Annotated in this window: 23 protein-coding genes; all 23 read left to right on the top strand. The window is 33.6% G+C overall.

The window, feature by feature from the left end; all coding sequences use genetic code 11:
* Positions 1–54 precede the first annotated feature (54 nt).
* The 23 genes from EAG08_RS19455 to EAG08_RS19565 all read left to right on the top strand — a co-directional run bounded on the left by EAG08_RS19455 (position 55) and on the right by EAG08_RS19565 (position 20,249).
* Complete coding sequence (locus EAG08_RS19455) at positions 55–1,413, top strand: hemolysin family protein (RefSeq protein ID WP_129536887.1); 1,359 nt, start codon at positions 55–57, stop codon at positions 1,411–1,413.
* A gap of 12 nt (positions 1,414–1,425) precedes the next feature.
* Positions 1,426–1,731, top strand: coding sequence for an ATP-dependent Clp protease adaptor ClpS (locus tag EAG08_RS19460; protein ID WP_129536888.1), 306 nt, complete (start codon positions 1,426–1,428; stop codon positions 1,729–1,731).
* A 114-nt stretch (positions 1,732–1,845) separates the two neighbouring features.
* Complete coding sequence (gene udk / locus EAG08_RS19465) at positions 1,846–2,460, top strand: uridine kinase (protein WP_129536889.1); 615 nt, start codon at positions 1,846–1,848, stop codon at positions 2,458–2,460.
* Between the two features lie 3 nt (positions 2,461–2,463).
* The gene (locus tag EAG08_RS19470) at positions 2,464–2,820 is read left to right on the top strand and encodes an FtsB family cell division protein (RefSeq protein WP_129536890.1); all 357 of its coding nucleotides are present in this window, start codon (positions 2,464–2,466) and stop codon (positions 2,818–2,820) included.
* 99 nt (positions 2,821–2,919) lie between these two features.
* Positions 2,920–4,083, top strand: coding sequence for a methylmalonyl-CoA mutase family protein (locus tag EAG08_RS19475; protein ID WP_129536891.1), 1,164 nt, complete (start codon positions 2,920–2,922; stop codon positions 4,081–4,083).
* Positions 4,083–4,523 carry a DinB family protein gene (locus EAG08_RS19480; RefSeq protein WP_129536892.1) on the top strand — a complete coding sequence of 147 codons (441 nt, stop codon included), beginning with the start codon at positions 4,083–4,085 and terminating at the stop codon, positions 4,521–4,523. The genes EAG08_RS19475 and EAG08_RS19480 overlap by 1 nt, the downstream gene beginning before the upstream one ends.
* Positions 4,524–4,527: 4 nt before the next feature.
* Positions 4,528–5,676: a class I SAM-dependent methyltransferase gene (locus EAG08_RS19485; protein ID WP_185145172.1), complete on the top strand. Its 1,149-nt coding sequence runs from the start codon at positions 4,528–4,530 to the stop codon at positions 5,674–5,676.
* A gap of 131 nt (positions 5,677–5,807) precedes the next feature.
* A complete protein-coding gene (locus tag EAG08_RS19490) occupies positions 5,808–6,065 on the top strand; it encodes a hypothetical protein (RefSeq protein ID WP_129536893.1) in 258 nt (85 codons plus the stop codon).
* A gap of 137 nt (positions 6,066–6,202) precedes the next feature.
* On the top strand, positions 6,203–7,582 hold the full coding sequence (locus EAG08_RS19495; RefSeq protein ID WP_129536894.1) for a dipeptidase: 1,380 nt from the start codon (positions 6,203–6,205) through the stop codon (positions 7,580–7,582).
* A 135-nt stretch (positions 7,583–7,717) separates the two neighbouring features.
* Positions 7,718–9,268: a T9SS-dependent choice-of-anchor J family protein gene (locus EAG08_RS19500; protein ID WP_129536895.1), complete on the top strand. Its 1,551-nt coding sequence runs from the start codon at positions 7,718–7,720 to the stop codon at positions 9,266–9,268.
* A 79-nt stretch (positions 9,269–9,347) separates the two neighbouring features.
* Positions 9,348–10,055, top strand: coding sequence for an SDR family oxidoreductase (locus EAG08_RS19505; protein ID WP_129536896.1), 708 nt, complete (start codon positions 9,348–9,350; stop codon positions 10,053–10,055).
* 145 nt (positions 10,056–10,200) lie between these two features.
* Positions 10,201–10,947: an electron transfer flavoprotein subunit beta/FixA family protein gene (locus tag EAG08_RS19510; RefSeq protein ID WP_129536897.1), complete on the top strand. Its 747-nt coding sequence runs from the start codon at positions 10,201–10,203 to the stop codon at positions 10,945–10,947.
* A 41-nt stretch (positions 10,948–10,988) separates the two neighbouring features.
* On the top strand, positions 10,989–11,936 hold the full coding sequence (locus tag EAG08_RS19515) for an electron transfer flavoprotein subunit alpha/FixB family protein (RefSeq protein WP_129536898.1): 948 nt from the start codon (positions 10,989–10,991) through the stop codon (positions 11,934–11,936).
* A gap of 180 nt (positions 11,937–12,116) precedes the next feature.
* Entirely contained in the window at positions 12,117–12,716 is a 600-nt protein-coding gene (locus EAG08_RS19520; protein WP_129536899.1) for a bifunctional nuclease family protein, read from the top strand.
* 17 nt (positions 12,717–12,733) lie between these two features.
* The gene (locus EAG08_RS19525) at positions 12,734–14,116 is read left to right on the top strand and encodes a nucleoside permease (RefSeq protein ID WP_129536900.1); all 1,383 of its coding nucleotides are present in this window, start codon (positions 12,734–12,736) and stop codon (positions 14,114–14,116) included.
* A gap of 206 nt (positions 14,117–14,322) precedes the next feature.
* Complete coding sequence (locus tag EAG08_RS19530; RefSeq protein WP_129536901.1) at positions 14,323–15,297, top strand: zinc metalloprotease; 975 nt, start codon at positions 14,323–14,325, stop codon at positions 15,295–15,297.
* A gap of 110 nt (positions 15,298–15,407) precedes the next feature.
* A complete protein-coding gene (locus EAG08_RS19535; RefSeq protein ID WP_129536902.1) occupies positions 15,408–15,962 on the top strand; it encodes an RNA polymerase sigma factor in 555 nt (184 codons plus the stop codon).
* The gene (locus EAG08_RS19540; RefSeq protein ID WP_129536903.1) at positions 15,928–16,626 is read left to right on the top strand and encodes a hypothetical protein; all 699 of its coding nucleotides are present in this window, start codon (positions 15,928–15,930) and stop codon (positions 16,624–16,626) included. Before EAG08_RS19535 ends, EAG08_RS19540 begins: the two co-directional genes overlap by 35 nt.
* A gap of 90 nt (positions 16,627–16,716) precedes the next feature.
* A complete protein-coding gene (locus tag EAG08_RS19545) occupies positions 16,717–17,799 on the top strand; it encodes a hypothetical protein (RefSeq protein WP_129536904.1) in 1,083 nt (360 codons plus the stop codon).
* Positions 17,800–17,955: 156 nt separating this feature from the next.
* Complete coding sequence (locus tag EAG08_RS19550; protein WP_228446657.1) at positions 17,956–18,471, top strand: hypothetical protein; 516 nt, start codon at positions 17,956–17,958, stop codon at positions 18,469–18,471.
* Entirely contained in the window at positions 18,440–18,739 is a 300-nt protein-coding gene (locus EAG08_RS19555; protein ID WP_129536905.1) for a hypothetical protein, read from the top strand. The genes EAG08_RS19550 and EAG08_RS19555 overlap by 32 nt, the downstream gene beginning before the upstream one ends.
* 111 nt (positions 18,740–18,850) lie before the next feature.
* Positions 18,851–20,029 carry an acetyl-CoA C-acyltransferase gene (locus tag EAG08_RS19560; protein WP_129536906.1) on the top strand — a complete coding sequence of 393 codons (1,179 nt, stop codon included), beginning with the start codon at positions 18,851–18,853 and terminating at the stop codon, positions 20,027–20,029.
* A 10-nt stretch (positions 20,030–20,039) separates the two neighbouring features.
* On the top strand, positions 20,040–20,249 hold the full coding sequence (locus EAG08_RS19565; protein WP_129536907.1) for a hypothetical protein: 210 nt from the start codon (positions 20,040–20,042) through the stop codon (positions 20,247–20,249).
* The last annotated feature ends 156 nt before the right edge of the window (positions 20,250–20,405 follow it).

Raw genomic sequence — 20,405 nt, forward strand, 5'->3', positions numbered from 1 at the left:
TTTTTGTTAGTTTTATTTTGTATATCTTTGTACAATAAAATTATATTTTTTTAAATGGACTCAGACGTCGTCAAGCTTTTATTAGCACTACTCTTAGTATTGCTCAATGGTTTTTTTGTAGCCGCAGAATTCTCTATCGTTAAAGTTCGTTATTCCCAAATTCAGTTGAAAGCTGCCGAAGGAAACTCGATGGCAAAACAAGCTGAACACATCATTAAACATTTAGACGAGTATCTCTCTGCAACTCAGTTAGGGATAACATTAGCTTCACTTGCCTTAGGTTTTGTAGGTGAAAGTGCTCTTCATCATATTTTCGAAAACCTTTTTCACTATTTTAATTTTCAGATTGCAGATGCTACAATAACAACTATTGCATTGGTTTCCAGTTTTCTTTTAATTACTGTAATGCATATTGTCTTTGGAGAGTTGATACCTAAATCATTAGCGATTAGAAAATCAGAAGCAACTACAATGTTCATTGCTATGCCATTGCGTGTTTTCTACACAGTTTTTAAACCATTCATTTGGACGATGAATAAGATGTCGAACTTTTTTTTACGTTTAATGAAAGTGCATCCTGCCTCAGAACACGAAATTCACTCGACAGAAGAACTTCAGCTTTTGGTAAAGCAATCCGCTGACAGTGGAGAAATTGAAGAAGAAAACTACGAAATCATTAAAAATGCTTTTGATTTTACAGATCACTCTGCAAAACAGATTATGGTTCCGCGTCAAAATATTTCATCTATAGACATTGCAGAGCCTGTGGAAGATATTATTTCTAAAATAATGGATGGCGGATATTCTCGACTACCTGTTTACAAAGATTCTATTGATAATATTATCGGAATATTTTATGCCAAAGAAATCATTCGGGAATATATAAAAAGAAAAGGCGAAATAGATCACTCCGATTTAGAAAAGCTAATGAGAGAAGCGTTCTTTGTGGTAGGTAGTAAAAAGATTTCCGATCTTTTAAAAGTTTTCCAACAAAAGAAACAGCATTTAGCAGTAGTAATTGATGAATTTGGTGGAACTGAAGGAATTATTACATTGGAAGATATTCTAGAAGAATTGGTAGGTGAAATTCAGGATGAAGAAGATGATGAGGAAAAATTGGTTGATAAAGTGGGACCAAATACATTTTGGGTAAAAGCGACACAGCCTTTGGACGAAATCAACGAATCTTTACCTAAAAAACTGACCGTTTCTGAAGAAAGTGAGTACAATACTTTGGCCGGATTTATTCTGCACGCCTTAGAAGACATTCCTGAAGAAAATCAGGAATTTGACTTGGAAAATTATCATTTCAAAATCTTAAAAATGAATAATAAGAGCGTTGAAATGGTAGAATTGATTTATAATGGAACTAATATCGTTGATGATATTTTAGACAAATTAGGAGAAGATTAAAATTTTTAGACAATGATTTTTTATAATAGCATAAAAGATTACGAAAATCCAAAACGTCAGTACGAAGAAGAAGTGCTGGTTTTGGATGAAACCGATGAAGTGTACAAATTAATTTTGCATAACGATGACATTCATACTTTTGATGATGTGATTGAAGCATTAATAGAAATTTGCAAACATGACCTCATACAAGCTGAACAGTGTACAATGCTCGTACATTACAAAGGCAAATGCACAGTAAAAACAGGATCTATGGATGTTTTGAAACCTATGCACGAAAAATTAATTTCAAGAAGCTTAACAAGCGAAATCGTATAATATAAACTCTGGTTCTACCGGAGTTTTTTTTGATTAAATATTTTGAATGAATATTTTAATCTTTCAATTCTATAATCTCTTAATTGTTTTATATTTGTACAAACTATATTAAAAATGCTTGTAATAGGAATTGCGGGAGGAACAGGATCCGGCAAAACTACGGTTGTTGATAAAATTATTCAGCAGCTTGATATCGAGGGAATGAATATTTTGTCTCAAGACAATTATTATCACGATAATCACAATCTTACACTGACGGAAAGAGAAGCGTTGAACTACGATCATCCCAAGTCAATAGATTTTGAACTGATGCTGAAACACGTAAAAGCATTAAAAAATAACGAGGCGATTGAGCAACCCGTTTACAGTTTCGTTACGCATTCAAGAACGGGCGATCATGTTACGGTTGAACCGAAAAATGTATTGGTCGTAGAAGGAATTTTAGTTTTGACCAACAAAGAATTGCTGAAAGAATTTGATTTAAAAGTCTTTGTACACGCAGATTCAGACGAAAGATTGATCAGAAGGATAAGAAGAGATACACAGGAAAGAGGAAGAGATCTGAACGAAGTTTTGCACCGTTATCAGACGACTTTGAAGCCGATGCATCAGGAATTTATCGAACCATCAAAAAACGATGCAGATTTGATTATTCCAAACATGAAGCAAAATTCTGTGGCGATAGATTTTTTAACGACCGTTATTAAAAATTCACTGAGAAAACATTAGAAAATGGCTGAAAAAGAATTAATTAAAGAAATCCAACCCAAATCGGAAACACTGAAATTTCTTCAGCATTATGTTTTGAATAAATATGTCATTGCGATAAGTCTTTTTTTGGTCTGGATGGTATTCTTCGATAAAACTTCGTTTTTGGTAATCAATGAGTTGAATGGAGAAATCAATAAATACGAAGAGCAGCTCGATTATTATAAAACAGAATACGATAAGAATGATAAATTCTACAAAAAACTGATGAATAATAAATCTGAGAAAGAAAAATACGCCAGAGAAAATTACTTCATGAAAAAACCAAATGAAGAAATATTCATCCTGGTGGTAGACAGTACAAATATCGCTAAGAAATAATTTAAAGTGAATTGTGAATAATCGATAGCTTTTCAGCAACTTTAAAATAAGTTTGCAAATCGCAATTATTCATTACCAATTACTTATTACTCATCATCTATGTCAAATACTGAAACCTTTTCCAACTGGGAAAATCTTGTTAAAAAACAGCTTAAAACCGAAGATATTTACACCATTCTGAAAAAAGAAAATTTAGAAGGAATTGATGTTAAACCTTTCTATGATTCCGTTGAAAAACCTTTGGTCAATCTTCCGAGAGTGGAAGAAAGCACCCATTTGGTGGCAACCTATCACGAAACTTTGGAAGAAGATGTTTTTGCTTTTTTACTGAATGAAAATGTGGAAAATCTGGTTGAGAAAACAATTTTCATCAACAATAAAGATTTGGCAGAACATATCAGCCCGGCAGATGAAGATCAATATTTTTCTTTGATTGACGTTTTTGATGAATCTAATGCCGTGATTGATGACCAACTGGTTAAAGAATTATTTGCAAAAAGTTTCAGAAGAAATATTTGTGTAGATATTTCATTTCATCAAAATGCGGGTGCATCTATCGTACAGCAACTGGGGATTGCTTTGGCAAAGACAAAAGAACTGGTGGAAGTTTATGGAGAAGAAATTTTAAATAAAATATTGTTCAGATTAGCCGTTGGAGGAAATTATTTCTTTGAAATGGCCAAAATCCGTGCTTTTAAATTGGTTTTTAATCAACTTTCAAAAGAATACGGTTTAGATGATATCCCATACATTTTTGCGGAAACTTCCTTGAGAAACAAATCTGTTTCTGACAGCGAAAATAATTTGATTCGTTCAACTTTAGAATTGGCTTCAGCGATGATTGGTGGAGCAGATGCTGTTTTCAGTACCAATTATCAGATTGGAAATAATACTGAAAATTCAGAGGAAATCTCATTCAAGCAGCAGATTGTTTTAGCTTATGAAAGCATCATTAATGTTTTTGAAGATGCTTCAAACGGAAGTTATTACGTTGAAGATATTACGCAACAAATCGCTGAGAAATCCTGGCAGTTCTTTTTAGAAATTGAAGAAAACGGCGGCTACTTGAAGACTTTAAAGCAAGGAATTCTTCAGAAAAAAATCTACGATCAGGCTGTTGAAGAGCAAAAATGGGTTGAGGAAGGAAAAATAAAACTGATTGGAGTGAATTTATATCCAAAATTGGATAAGAAAAAATCTGTTGAAGAGCTTTATAGAGAAAAAGAAATTAAAGCGGTTCGTTGGGCTGAAATGTTTGAGTAATGAAGGAAAAATTGATTGATCTATTTGAATACACCTATCATTTCAACAACGAAATGATCAAAATTATTTCAGAAAATATTTCTAAAGTAGACGATAAAATAATCAGTTTAATCAATCATACTTTAAACGCTCAACAAGTCTGGAATTCTAGAATTTTAAATGAAAAATCTTTTGAAGTCTGGCAAATTAATTCGTTTGAAAAATTAGAAGAAATAAACAATCAAAACTTTCAAACAAGTATTCAAATTATTGAAAACTCAGATTTTGACCAAAGAATTGAATATCAAAATTCAAAAGGATCCAAGTTTGAAAATTCTATTTTCGAAATACTTTTTCAGGCAATCAACCATTCAACATATCACCGCGGGCAAATCAATTCTCTTCTAAAGCGGAATGGAATCGAACCTATTTTAACTGATTATATTTTTTACAAAAGATAATTCTTTGGAAATTCCTATTCTCTATAAAGATGTACAAAACTATATTGAAGCAAATCTAAATTCAGATCTGCATTCTTTATTATTAAGAAAATCTCCGTTTCCTGATGTTTCTATGCAGGACATTGTTCAGCAGATCAAAGGAAAACAGGTTGCTCAGAAAAAATTTCCGTTTCTATTAAGAGAAGGAATTATTTTCCCGGCACAGCTCAGCTTAGAGCAATCTTCATCAGATAAAACAGCAGTTTATAAAGCGCAACTTCTAAAAGGGAAGAAATTTACTGACCTTACGAGCGGTTTTGGGATCGATGCTTACTATCTTTCAGAAAATTTTGATGAAATTACTTTGGTCGAACAAAATCCTGAGCTTTTAGAAATTGTAGAACATAATTGGAGTGTTTTAAATAAAAAAGCAAAGTTTGTGAATCAAAAATTGGAAGATTTTCTAATTCAAAATACTGAAAGTTTTGATACAATTTATCTCGATCCAGCCAGAAGAGATCAGCAGAAAAACAAAGTTTTCTTGTTAGAAGATTTGTCGCCCAATATTCTTGAAATTCAGGATAAACTGTTATCGATTTCTAAGCAGGTTGTGATTAAGCTTTCGCCTTTGATTGATTTAAAATATCTCGTTTCTGTTCTAAAAAATATTTCCAGGATTGATGTCATTGCCGTAAAAAATGATGTGAAAGAGATTGTTGTTTTTTTAACGGCTGATATTTCAAAATCCATTCAATGTCATTGTATTAATCTTGAAAGTGGTGAATCTGACTTCCAATTTCAGTTTGGGGATGAAGAAAATGCCTACGCAGAATATGCTGAGCCAGAAAAATTTATTTATATTCCAAATAATACTTTATTAAAAGCCGGTATTTTCAATTTGATTTCTGAAAAATTTAATCTTAAAAAACTACATCCAAATACGCATATTTATACTTCAGATACTGAAGTTATAGATTTTCCCGGAAGAATATTTGAAATGGAAGTAGTTGACGGAAAGCAGATTAAAAAGAAAGGGCAATTTAATATTATCTCTAAAAATTACCCGTTGAAACCAGAAGAAATTAAGAAAAAATATGGATTAAAAGATGGCGGAAATGACTATCTTATTTTTACACAATCCAAAAAAGGAAAATTAATATTAAAATCAGTCTGAAAATGTTGCCGAAAAATGCAATATTTCTTACTTTTGGGCAATCAAAAAATTTTGGTCCAGAATCGCAGTGCTTGTTACTCAAGAAGATTGAGCTATTGCAGATGACCTTTTAAAGAAAATAAATAAATCATATGAAAAAATTAATTATATGTTTGGCTATCGCAACAGTAGCAGTAAGCTGTAAGAAAATTCAGGCTGGCGGAAACAAGAATACTTTGAAATTGGAAGAAGGTGTAGAAAGATATTCTGACGATCACCAAGGTGGTCATGAGGGTCACAGCGCTGAACCTGCACATGCAACACCTGCTCATGGCGCTCACGAAACTGAAGCTCCTAAGAAAGACAGCGCAACAGCAAAACATAAAGATTCTGCAAAAGCAGGACACTAATTTGCTCTCAAAAATATACATCAATCCTGCACTTGTGCGGGATTGTTTGCTTTAAAACACTGTCCTGAAAGATAAAACCCTCTTTTTGTTTGTTTAGGCAGTCCAATTTTTTTAAATTTATCCAAATTAAATTGACAATGCAAGAGACATTAAATTACATCAACGAAAACAAACTTCGTTTCGTAGATGAATTGTTTGAATTATTGAGAATCGCTTCAATTTCTGCTGATCCGGCTTATAAAAATGAAGTTTTGTTATGTGCTGATAAAGTAGCAGAACATTTGAAAAACGCTGGCGCAGACGACGTAGAAGTTTGCCAGACCAAAGGGTATCCCATTGTTTTCGGACAAAAATTGATTGATAAAAACTTACCTACTATTTTAGTATATGGTCATTATGACGTACAGCCGCCAGATCCTTTGGAATTGTGGAGAAAACCACCTTTCGAACCTTATATTGAGAAAACAGAACTACACCCCGACGGAGCCATCTTCGCAAGAGGTTCGGCTGATGATAAAGGACAGTTTTTCATGCAGATTAAAGCGTTTGAGGCAATGATGAAAACCAATACGCTTCCTTGTAACATTAAGTTTATTTTTGAAGGGGAAGAAGAAGTGGGATCTGTAAGTTTAGGCGATTTTGTAAATGAATTTAAAGAAAAATTGTCTTGTGATTGTATTTTGATTTCTGACACCCATATTTACAGCAACGAACAACCGACTGTAACTACAGGGTTAAGAGGTTTGAGTTATGTAGAAGTGGAAGTAGAAGGTCCAAACAGAGATCTACACTCAGGTCTTTATGGTGGAGCGGTTCCGAATCCTATTCATGTACTTTCAAGAATGATTGCTAAATTGATTGATGATGACGGACAAATCACCGTTGATGGCTTTTATGATAACGTAGAAGACGTTTCTGATGCCGACAGAGCTGATATGAATAAGTTGAAAGATAATCCTGAAGAGTTCAAAAAATCAATTGGTTTAAATGGTGTAGAAGGTGAAGCTGGTTACACGACTTTAGAAAGAACTTCAATTCGTCCGACATTAGACTGCAACGGAATTTGGGGCGGTTATACAGGTGAAGGTGCAAAAACAGTTATTCCTTCTAAAGCTTCTGCGAAAATCTCTATGCGTTTGGTTCCTTATCAGACTCCGGAAGAAATTACAGAAAAATTTACCAAATATTTTGAAAAAATAGCTCCGGATAATGTAAGAGTAAAAGTAACGCCGCATCATGGCGGGATGCCTTACGTTTTACCAAGTGATACAAAAGAGTTCTTAGCTGCTAAAAATGCAATGGAAACAGCTTTTGGAAAAGAGGTGCTACCATACAGAAGCGGTGGAAGTATTCCTATTACATCATTGTTTGAACAAGTTTTGGGTGCAAAATCAGTTTTGATGGGCTTTGGTCTTGATTCTGATGCAATACACTCTCCTAATGAGCATTACGGTTTATTTAATTTTTACAAAGGAATTGAGAGCATACCTTTGTTCTTTGAAAACTATTCTAAGTAGTCAAAAGTGAATCAGTTTACGAATATCAAATCCTTAAGAGTTTTTTCTTGAGGATTTTTTTAATTTTAACATTTTTTGTTTTAATGATATGTTAAACTTTATTATATTTACGATATTATAATTAAAATTATTTTTATGAAAAAAGTTTTATCTTCTCTATTGTTGGCTTCAACGTCAATGATTATGTTTGGTCAGGTATTTAGCTCAGGTTTCGAAACAAACAATGGACCATTAACAAATTGGACATTATATAATGTTGATGGATTAACACCAGCAAGTCAGGTAAGTTTTGTTACGGGAGCATGGGTAGCATCAGCTGAAGAATTTGGTAATAATGTAGCAATGTCTACTTCTTATTATTCTCCTTCTGGAATTGCAAATGATTGGATGGTTTCTCCAGCAATTACTCTCCCAGCAGGTACTAATACACTATATTGGCACGCAAAGTCATATGACGCAACATATAAAGAATCATACAAAGTTTATATCTCTACAACTGGAAATGCTGTTTCTAATTTTACGACACCTGCGCTTACTGTAAATCTTGAAGAAGCTACATGGCAAAATAAAAGCATTGATTTAAGCTCTTACGCAGGTCAAACTATATATATAGCTTTTCAAAATTTTTCAAATGATGCTTTTTTAGGTGCTATAGACAACGTTCATGTTATTAACGGAACTTCTCCTCAACCAGGTCGGGTTATTACAGCATCAAATATTGGTGTAACGTCAGCTAAGTTAAATTGGACGACAGCTACAGGAGTTACCGGATATGATTATTCGAGGGGAGCTGTGGGGCATACGCCAGCTGTTACAGGCAGCGTGACAGGAGCTACAACAAACTTTGTTGATTTAACTTCAGGATTATCAGCAAGTACAATGTATGAATACTATTTAAGAAGTAAAAATGGTACAGTAAATGGAGCATGGATTGGGCCGTACAAATTTTTCACTGCACAAGCATTAGGTGTCGCATCATATAGTTATGGATTTGATAATACAGCTGCAAATTTTTATTTAAATGATGGATGGACAGGAGCTTGGTCTACTAATGCTACAACAGGAAATCCACAAGCTGGAACGCAAATGGTTTTTTCTAATAATAGTGCGACTGCTGCAACAAATAGATGGTTATTTTCCAAGCCATTTAGTTTATCTGTAGGCAATAGCTATACTGTCTCGTTTTATCTTAGAAACTTTGGTGGGACTGCTCCTCAGAGCGTAAAGCTTACTATAGGTAATGATACGACTGTTGCTGCACAAAGTACCACGCTATGGACTTCTACTACAGTTGCAAATACTACATGGACACAATATACAGCGACATTTGTTCCAACAACAGCTGGTACATATTATTTTGGAATTAATCATTTTTCGCCAATTCAAGCAATACCAGCAGTATCATTAGCATTAGATTCTTTCAATATAAATGGTGTATTAGGAGTTAATGATGTAGAATTTAAGAAAAAAGAAATCTCAATTTTCCCTAATCCAGCAAGTGATTATGTTTCAATTAAATCAGATTCAAAAATAATCAGTGCAGAGATATTTGATGCAAGTGGTAGAAAAATTTCTGTAAAATTAAATGACAATAAAGTTGATGTAAAGAATTTGGAATCTGGAAATTACTTAATCAACGTAGAAACTAAAGATGGTATTTCTACAGAGAAATTCATTAAAAAATAAATACTGATAAATCTTAGTACATTAAAAACGCTCCAATTGGGGCGTTTTTGTTATTTTAGAGAAATAAATTTTGAGAATTATGATTGAAAATAAAATAGCTTACATCACAGGCGGAACAAAAGGTATCGGCTTTGGAATTGCTGAAGTTTTATTGAAAAACGGAATTGCGGTTGCATTTTCAGGAAGAAATCAAGAAGATGTAGAAAAGGCAGAAAGTGAATTGAAAAAGTTTTCGCAAAATGTTTTAGGATTGGTTTCCAATGTGCGTAGTTTAGAAAGTGAAGAAAAAGCCATTCAAAATATTATAGAAAAATTTGGAAGGTTAGATTTTGTCATTGCCAATGCAGGATTAGGTATTTTCAAGCCAGTTGACGAATTGACTTCTGAAGAATGGAATTCGATGATAGAAACCAATCTGACCGGAGTTTTTCATACATTAAAAGCGTCCGTTGAAGAATTGAAAAAAACAGAAGGTTATTATATTACTATTTCAAGCCTGGCTGGAGCTAATTTCTTTGAAAACGGAACAGGTTACAATGCTTCAAAATTTGGGGTTGTCGGCTTTACGCAGGCTGCAATGATTGATTTAAGAAAATATAATATCAAATCTACTGTAATCATGCCGGGTTCTGTTGCTACAAATTTTAATGGAAATGTTCCTTCCGAGAAAGATGAATGGAAAATTCAACCAGAAGACATGGGAAATTTGGTGCTTGATATTTTAAAAATGAACCCGAGAGTTTTGCCGAGCAAGATAGAGTTTAGGGCGTCAAAACCAAAGAGTTAAAAACTTATAATGCGCTGAATAATAATTAAATAAGTATTATGCATGCATAATATATTTTTTATTTATATTTACAACACTTAACAAACAAAAATTACTTCTTCAATTTAATCATCTGAAGAAGTAAAAAGAAAAATATATTATACTTATGAAAATATTAGTTTGTATTAGTAGTGTTCCTGATACTACTTCTAAAATTAACTTCACAGCAGACAAATCTGCTTTCGACAAAAACGGAATTCAGTGGGTAATCAATCCGCTTGACGAATTTGCTTTAACAAAAGCAATCAAATTGCAAGAATCTCAGGGAGCAACAGTTACTGTGATGAATGTGGGTGATGCTGCTACTGAGCCGGTAATCAGAAAAGCTCTAGCAATTGGTGCAAATGATGCAGTAAGAGTAAATCTTGACCCGAAAGACAGTTATTCTACAGCGAAAGAAATTGCTTCAGTTGCTCAAAACGGTGGTTATGATTTAGTTCTTTGCGGTAAAGAATCAATCGATTATAATGGTGGTTCTGTACCGGGAATGGTTGCTCAGTTATTGAACCAGCCTTTCGTAAACGCATCAGTTGGTTTAGATGTAAATGGTAGCGAAGCAACTGCTGTTAGAGAAATTGAAGGAGGTAAAGAAACAATTTCAGTTAAATTACCTGCAGTAATTGCTGGTCAAAAAGGATTGGTTGATGAAAAAGATTTAATTATTCCAAATATGAGAGGGATTATGTCTGCAAGAACGAAACCTTTGCAGGTTGTTGAACCTACTTCTTCAGAAGTGAAAGTTCAGGGAGTTTCTTATGACTCTGTTCCGCCAAGAGCAGCCGTGAAAATTGTTTCTCCTGATAATTTAGATGAATTGGTAAGATTACTTCACGAGGAAGCTAAAGTTATCTAATCTTTTAATTATTAAATTTTTTAATCTTAAATTCAAGAAAAATGGCAGTATTCGTATACGCAGAAAATATAAACGGAGTTTACAAAAAAGCAGCTTTTGAAGCAGTTTCTTATGCTAAAGCAGTTGCAGATCAGGCGGGAGAAACCGTTACAGCGATCTCTGTAAACCCTACAGATTCTTCAGATTTATTGTATAAATATGGAGCAACAAATGTCATCAATATCAAAGACGAAGGTCTTAAAAATTTCTCAGCAAAAGCTTATGCTCAGGCAGTAAGTGAAGTTGCTGACGGAAATATTCTTGTTTTTCCTCACACTACAGATGCATCTTCAGTGGCGCCAATGTTGGCTATAATGAAGAATTTTTCTTTAATTACAAACGTTTTGGAAGCACCAGAAAGTCAGTCTCCATTTCAGGTAAAAAGAAAAGCATTCTCAGGAAAAGGTTTCATGCATGCAAAAGCTGAAGGAACAGGAGTGATTCTTACAGTTTCTCAAAACGCTTTCGGTGTTAAAGAAAATGCAGTTTCAGGTTCTGAAGAAGTGAAAAATCTTTCAGTAGCTAATGAAGATACTAAAGTAATTTCTCACGAGCAAAGCTCAGGAAAATTAGACCTTAAAGAAGCTGAAGTAGTAGTTTCTGCAGGTAGAGGAATGAAAGGTCCTGAAAACTGGGGAATGGTAGAAGAATTGGCAAACGTTTTGGGCGCTGCTACAGCTTGTTCAAAACCAGTTTCAGACATCGGTTGGAGACCTCATACAGAGCATGTAGGGCAGACCGGTAAGGCTATTTCACCAAACCTTTACATTGCAATTGGTATTTCTGGAGCTATTCAGCATTTGGCTGGTGTAAACTCTTCTAAAACTATCGTTGTGATCAATAATGATGCGGAAGCTCCGTTCTTCAAATCAGCTGATTACGGTGTGGTAGGAGATGCTTTCCAGATCATTCCTGCATTGACAGAGAAAATTAAAGCGATCAAAGGATAAAAAGGTCAGTTGTGAATTATCAATTTGTGTCGCTTGTTCACCTGCGTAACAAAATTGATTTTTAAATTCACAATTCACCCATAACAATTCAAACAAATACAATAAAAGCTCGGCTTCCGGGCTTTTATTTTTGTCTAAAAAGTAAAACCTACAATAAAAAATTAATTTATATTTGTAGTCATGGATTATAAACAGCTAATCATTCGCGGAATATCGTACAGCCAGACCCAATCGGGGGCGTACGCTTTGTTATTGGAACATGAAGAAACAAACGTCAAATTGCCCGTTGTTATCGGGAATTTCGAAGCGCAATCCATATCATTAGGCTTAGAAAAAGACATTCATCCGCCGCGTCCGCTTACCCACGATTTATTTACAAAATTTATCGTTTCAGCAAAGTTTGAATTGGTATCTGTCATCATCTATCAGATTGTTGACGGCGTATTCTTTTCAAATATCAATTTTAAAAATTCTGCAACTGAGGAAGAATTGATTTTGGATGCAAGAACTTCGGATGCCGTTGCAATGGCAGTAAGATTTGATGCACCAATTTATACTACTCAACAGGTATTAAATGAAGCCGGAATTTTGCTTGAATTGGAAGATACGGCAAAAGAAGATGATGTTTTTTCTGAAACCATGCAAGATGAAGACACGTTAAAAAATGTCTCAATGGAGGAGTTACAGAAGTTACTGGATGACGCTGTAAAAGAAGAAGATTTTGATACTGCTCTTGAAATTCAGGAAGAAATCAAAAGACGAAAAAAGAAAATTGATTAAGATATTATAAATACACAATGAGTTTAAAATTACGATTGACCATCCTAAGCTTTCTACAGTTTTTTGTTTGGGGAGCATGGCTTATAACGATGGCGAATTTTTGGTTCGGTACAAAGCATTGGGATGGAACTCAGTTCGGAGCCGTTTTCGGTACGATGGGTATTGCTTCTATCTTTATGCCGACAATCACAGGAATCATTGCTGACCGATGGGTAAATGCTGAGAAAATATTCTCGGTGCTACAGATTCTTTACGGAATCACGCTTTTCATATTGCCGCACAGTGAAAACCCCAACTCATTCTTTTCAGTGATGTTGGTTGCAATGTGCTTTTATATGCCTACAATCGCTCTTGCGAACTCTATTTCTTATACTGTTCTTAAAAACAGTAATTTAGATGTGGTAAAAGATTTCCCGCCAATTCGTGTGTGGGGAACGATAGGATTTATTGTAGCAATGTGGATTACCAATCTTACCGGAAATAAAGCCACAGAAGGTCAGTTCTATATCGGCGGAATAGCTGCCATTATTTTAGGAATTTACTCTTTAACATTACCAAAATGTCCTCCTCAAAAATTAATCGATAAAAGTGCACCGTTATCTGAACAGTTAGGTTTAAATGCTTTTAAACTTTTCGGGAGTTACAAAATGGCGTTATTCTTTTTGTTTTCAATGCTTTTGGGTGCGGCTTTACAATTGACAAACGCTTACGGAGATGTGTTTTTAAGTGAATTTGCTCACTTTCCAAAATATGCAGACTCTTTTGTAGTACAAAGGTCAACAATTATTATGTCTATTTCTCAGGTTTCTGAGACATTATTTATCTTGGCAATTCCGTTTTTTCTAAAAAGATTTGGGATTAAAAGGGTAATGCTATTCTCAATGTTTGCGTGGGTTTTAAGATTCGGATTCTTTGCTTATGGAGTTCCTTCTGGTTATGGATTAGGATTAATCATTATGTCGTGTATCGTTTACGGGATGGCATTCGACTTTTTTAATATATCAGGTTCTCTATTTGTTGAAACGACTACGGACAAAAAAATACGTTCATCAGCACAAGGCTTGTTCATGATGATGACCAACGGTTTTGGGGCGGTTTTTGGAAGCTATGCGGCAGGTTGGGCGATTGATAAGTTCTTTACGCACAAGTTTACTACAGCGTCAGATTTATCAGCTTATTTAGACACAACACCAGACAACTCATCATTTTTAAATATTCTTAAAAACAGTTTCAATTCAGCTGTTAATCCTGACGGAACTTTATCTACAATTGTCATGGTAAAAGACTGGCAACAGATTTGGCTGTATTTTGCAGCGTATTCTTTAATATTAGCAATTCTTTTCTGGGTTTTATTTAAACATAAGCATGATCCTAAAGCAGTATCAAATATCAACCACTAAATATTTATATAGTTAAAACCTTAATTGGTAGGCTATTTTCCATACTTTCCCTATTCTTTAATACATATTATTAATGAATAGGGATTTTTTTTAAAATATTTTTTAAGAAAAAGATATTTGTATAATTTAAATTTTTATATTTGTTAAAGAAATGCTATTCTATTGAGGATGATAGAATAATTTAAACCAATTTATAAAAATTATATATGAAAAAGATAATTCTTATGCTAGGAATAGCAAGTGCTATTTTGGCAGGCTGTGAATCTGACGAGAAAATTGAAAATATTTCTGAAGAAGACCAAATTTCTGATGTTAATGCACGTAGAGGCTGTGCTTCTGATGATGTTTTGAAAGAGCAAATAGCAAACAATCCAGAATTGGCGATGAGAATCGCACAAATTGAAACCTTTACCCAGGCAAAGTTGAATGATAACTTTGAATCTAGAATGGTAAATGGTGTTTTAGAAATTCCGGTAGTTATAAATGTACTTTATAAAACGACTGCTGAGAATATATCTCAAGCTCAAATTCAGTCTCAGATTGATATTCTTAATAAAGATTTTAACGCTACAAATTCAGATTATGGTAACGTGCCGGCGGCTTTTTCTGGCGTGAAGGCAAATGTAGGAATTCGTTTTGTGCTAGATCAGGTAATTAGAAAATCTACCACTAAGAAATCTTGGGGAACAAGTGATGCTATGAAAAAAACTTCACAAGGAGGTCTTAATCCTATTTCTCCAACTACGAAACTTAATCTTTGGGTATGTACCATAGGAAACGGTATTTTAGGATATGCACAGTTTCCAGGAGGTGCCAGTGCAACTGACGGCGTTGTTATTGATTCAAAATATTTAGGAAGTACAGGTACTGCGACTTATCCTTTCAATTTAGGAAGAACAGCGACACATGAAGTTGGTCACTGGATGAATCTTCGCCACATCTGGGGAGATGCTACCTGTGGAAACGATTTGGTTGCCGATACTCCTTCTCATAACACAGCAAATTATGGTGCGCCAGCTTTCCCTCATTACAGCACTTGCTCAGGAAGTCCTGTAGAAATGACCATGAATTATATGGATTATGTAGATGACAGAGCAATGTATATGTTTTCTACCGATCAGAAAAGCAGGATGTTGGCAATTTTCCAATCTGGAGGGCCAAGGTATTCTTTCGCTCAATAATTTATTTTTAAAATTTAATATTAGATTGCACTTTGAATAAAAGTGCAATTTTTTTTATTTTTAAGGCAACCATTTTAAACTTTTGCAGTCTTATATATAGAAACTGATACATGAAGAATTTAGAAGAGAATTTTAAACTTGCCAAAAAACAGGATCGGAGAGCCCAAAAAGCTCTTTACGAATTGTTTTCAGCTAAAATGCTGGCGGTTGCAAATTCTTATACAAATAACATTCATGATGCTGAAGATATTCTGTTAAATGCATTTCTGAAGTGTTTTAATAAAATCGGGGATTGTAAAGAATGGAAAAGTTTTCCATTTTGGCTGAGAAAAATTGTTGTGAATGACTCCATAACTTTCGTCAGGAAAAATAAAAATATTCTTTATGCGGATATTGAAATTGTCGATGATTATGCAGATGATGAGATTGATGAAAGGCTGACTGAAATTAATATCGAAGAAATATTTTCACAAATGCCGACGGGTTATCGATTAATCTTTAATCTTTATGTTTTTGAAGACAAAAAGCATCAGGAAATCGCTGAAATTATGAATATTTCAGAAGGCACAAGCAAAAGCCAATTGAGCAAAGCCAAAAAATGGATTGCTGATTATTTAAAAGCAAAAGAAAATGGACAAAAAAATACTGAAACAATTAAAATCTGATTACGAAGAGCTAGAAATAAAGCCTTCAGCAGATTTGTGGTCTAAAATTGAAGCGGGGATTGATGAAGGAATTAATGTTGATCAAAAGCCTGCTTTACAATGGTGGAAATATGCAGCTGTAGTACTTCTGCTGATTTCTTTCGGCACCTATTTTTACTTCGAAAGCCAAACTGATCATAAAAAAATACTGACTAAGGAATCTCCAAAAGATAAAGTCGAAAAAGTGAATATCATCAATAAAGAATCCGATTCTAAATCAGAAGATTTAATTGTAAAAGCAATTGAAAATGTTGATTCTAAGGTTAATTTGATTAGTAAAGAAGAAAAACCAAAGCAATTAATTTTGGTAAATCAAGAAAATATTTCTGAAAAGAATTTGCCTGAAGAGAAAATTAAACAAGATGAAACTGTGGAAAACCCAATCGTTAAAGAAATTGACCATCTTCCAATTCAAAAACAAACGGTTGCAGAACGCAAAAAAGTAAATTACACCAATGCAGAACAGTTGCTTCTTGGAAGAGAATTAGATAAAACCCGTGAAGAAAATCAAAACGAACAAAGAAAATTCGGGGTTTTAGATATCGGAAAAATAAAAATTAAAAGTCCAAATTCATTTAAAATATTAGGTTTCACTATTTATTCAGACTCTCTCGAAACCAAATAAAAACTTACAATTTAAATCTATAAATACTGTTTTGAAAGACAAACAGAAATAAAGTACTGTGTAATAATTAAACTTAAAAATAACAACTATATGAAAACCAAACTCGTCTCAATAGCCGCCATCCTATTATTCTCCTTTGGCTTTGCACAGGAAAATCCGCACATGGATTCTCAAATGAAAATCTATTCAAAAAAAATAGACAGCATCATTAGTTCAGAAAAATCTAAAATGAATATTGAGCTTGATGAACTCGATGAAAGTTTTAAGAACAAAAAAATATCTTCAGATGAAAAACAAAAACAAAAGGCAGATATCGCTTTGAAATATGAAGAAATAATCAATGAAAAAGTTGATAGTCAAAAATCTGACCTTGAAAACACAACCAAAGAAATTGTGAAAAATTCAGTTCTTGGAAAAGGAAAAGCTTTTGATAAGATTGAGTTTGCACAGAACAATGCCTTAGTAAGTTTTAAAGATTCTAAGCGCACAAAAAAAGAAATTCTAAATACATTTGATGTCAATATTGCAATAGGTTACATCGATCTCACAAAATCGGCATCATCATTTGCTTTGGGAGGTGAATCTTCTCAGATGAAATTTGGTAAATCAGTGTCTAGCGTAGTAGAATTCAGGTTTACAAGACAATTAGGAACATTGACATCACCCGTGTTCTATCGCTTTGGTTTTGGATACAGAGGCGACACTTTTGTTCCAAAAAATTCTCAAATAGCTGATTTTAATAATAATGAAATTGTTTTAACAGATTTTACTCAAGGACATTTAAAGAAATCCCGTTTTATAAATCATTACATCGTAGCACCATTAGACTTTGTGTTTGTTTTGAATCCTAAATATACTGTAGAAAACGGTGAAAAAATGCTGGACAATACCAAAGGAAACTTTAGGATCACAGCAGGTATTTACGGAGGTGTAAGGCTTTTAACACAGAATCAAATTATTTACAAAAATGTAGATGACCATCGAGTTGTTGACCGTGAAAATATTCCCGATATGGTTAATAATTTTTTATTTGGAGGAAAGCTATCGGTAGGTTTTGGTGCTTTTAATGTTTTTGTAAAAAGAGATTTCACACCATTTTTTGGTGATAATGTCAAAATAAATAACAAATATGGTTTTCAGATTGGTTTAGAATTACTTTATCTTAATTTTTAATTATTTATATAAAATTACTTTTCATTAAATTATAATTAATTTTTCATTAAATATTTTATTAATCTTAAATACTAATAATCAAATAATTGATTTTGAAACACACTCAAAAAAGTGTGTTTTTTTTGTACTTTGGCTTTCTCAGAATCTTATAAAAAGATGAAAAATATACAGTTAGTTGGATTGATTTTGGTAGTGGTCGGAAGCTTCCTGCCTCTCGTACACGTTCCGATTATCGGAAATTGGAACTTCTGGAAAGTTGATCATTATTTAGCAATTGCCTGCTGGGTTTTCTCGGCTGTTGCATTGTTTGGAATACTCAATAATAGCCCGAAAATCGTAAGAACGTTCAGTGTTTTATTAATTGTTTTATTTCTCTTTACTATTATTGCTACAAAATATCAGGCATTCAGCTACTTCAGTTTTCTTCCATTTAAATCTTGGACAGAGACTTTAGCTTCAACGGTAAAGCTAAAATGGGGTTGGGCAGTTGAATTTTTAGGGGCTATCATCATGTTATTTGCGACAAAGAAAAAATATGAGAACATATTCATTTTTATTCATCATATTGATTTTCTGCTCTTCAAAAGTAAAATCTCAGGAACATTTCTTATTGCCGGATTCGCCTGCGAAATGCCATCTTATGAAGGAAGGAAAGTTCATCAAAGAAGGTGAATCTGCAAAAAAATGGAACATTGTCATAAAAAAAAATTCTCAGCGAGAATACACCAACAACGGAAAAGATTATATCAAATATAAAATCGAATTTCTTGATGACTGCACTTATAAAGCAACAGTTACAGGGAAATCAGATGGTAAAAACGCAATAAGAATTGGCGACGTTATCACAAATAAAATTATAGAAACAGATCATCAGTTTATAAAAATTTCGTCTCAGTATTTTAATAAAATAGACGAAATTATCCTTGAAAAAGTAGAATAAATTAAAATTAAATAAATTTCTAGATATGAAATCGCCATGTTTTGGAAACGCAAATATTAGTAAAGATTCCGCGATAACATATGACCTTTAAAAAACAATAAATTTCAACATATGAAAGAAGTATTCATCGTTTCCGCAGTAAGAACTCCAATAGGAAGTTTTATGGGAAGCTTATCAACAGTTCCTGCTACCAAACTGGGAGCAGAAGCAGTAAAAGGAGCATTAGATAAAATTAATCTTGATCCAAAAAACGTTCAGGAAATATACATGGGTAACGTTTTACAGGCTGGCGAAGGTCAGGCACCAGCACGTCAGGTTGCTTTAGGAGCAGGACTTTCAAACGAAACCCCGTCTACTACTATCAACAAAGTTTGTGCTTCAGGAATGAAGGCTGTTACGATGGCTGCACAGGCGATCAAAGCAGGTGATGCAGACGTTATCGTTGCCGGAGGTATGGAAAATATGTCTTCAGTTCCACATTATTATAATGCAAGAAACGCTACCAAATTAGGTGATGTTAAAATGCAGGACGGAATGGTGTTAGACGGTCTTACAGACGTGTACAACAAAGTTCACATGGGTGTTTGCGCAGAAAAATGTGCAACTGATTACCATTTTACAAGAGAAGATCAGGATAATTTTGCTATCGAATCTTACAAAAGATCTGCAAAAGCTTGGAGCGAAGGGAAATTTGCTGAAGAAGTAGTTCCTGTTTCTATTCCGCAAAGAAAAGGAGATCCAATCATTTTTTCAGAAGATGAGGAGTATAAAGCGGTTAATTTCGACAGACTTCCTACACTTCCTACAGTTTTCAAAAAAGAAGAAGGAACAGTTACAGCAGCTAACGCATCTACGTTAAATGATGGTGCTTCTGCATTAATTCTTGTCTCTAAAGAGAAAATGGAAGAATTAGGATTGAAGCCTTTAGCTAAAATCGTTTCTTACGCAGACGCAGCTCAAGAGCCTGAAAACTTTACTACTGCGCCATCAAAAGCTTTACCAATCGCTCTTAAAAAAGCAGGTTTAGAGATTTCTGATATCGACTTTTTCGAATTTAATGAAGCATTCTCAGTAGTTGGTTTGGCAAACAATAAAATCTTAGGATTAGATGCTGCTAAAGTAAACGTAAACGGTGGAGCAGTAGCTTTGGGACATCCGCTTGGAAGTTCTGGATCAAGAATTATCGTTACTTTGATCAATGTTTTAAAACAAAACAATGGTAAATACGGTGCTGCTGCAATCTGTAACGGAGGTGGTGGAGCTTCAGCTATAGTTATTGAAAATTTGTAAGATAATTTTTATGAAAGCTAAATATGCCATCTTTGTATTTTTAGCAGGCTTTTTATTAAATTTATTAGGAGCTTGGTTAAAGATTACTCATCTTTCATTTGGAGCAATGAATGGGAACTTATGCTTAACCATAGGATCCATTCTTCAGAGTATTGGCATTGTATTAATTATTTTTAAAGTTCTCAAGTATCCAAAATTCAAGGATTTTTTAAATAAATAATTTTTTAAAATAAAATAAAACCAAAAGCATAACTGTTTTTGGTTTTTTTCTTTAATGACTAATAGGTGAACTTTAACAGGAACAGGTGTTTTATTTTCCATTAAAAATCTCTTAAATGTTCATTTAATTTAAACCAAACAATAATATTTCTCTTAA

Source organism: Chryseobacterium sp. 3008163 (assembly GCF_003669035.1).
Lineage (GTDB): Bacteria > Bacteroidota > Bacteroidia > Flavobacteriales > Weeksellaceae > Chryseobacterium.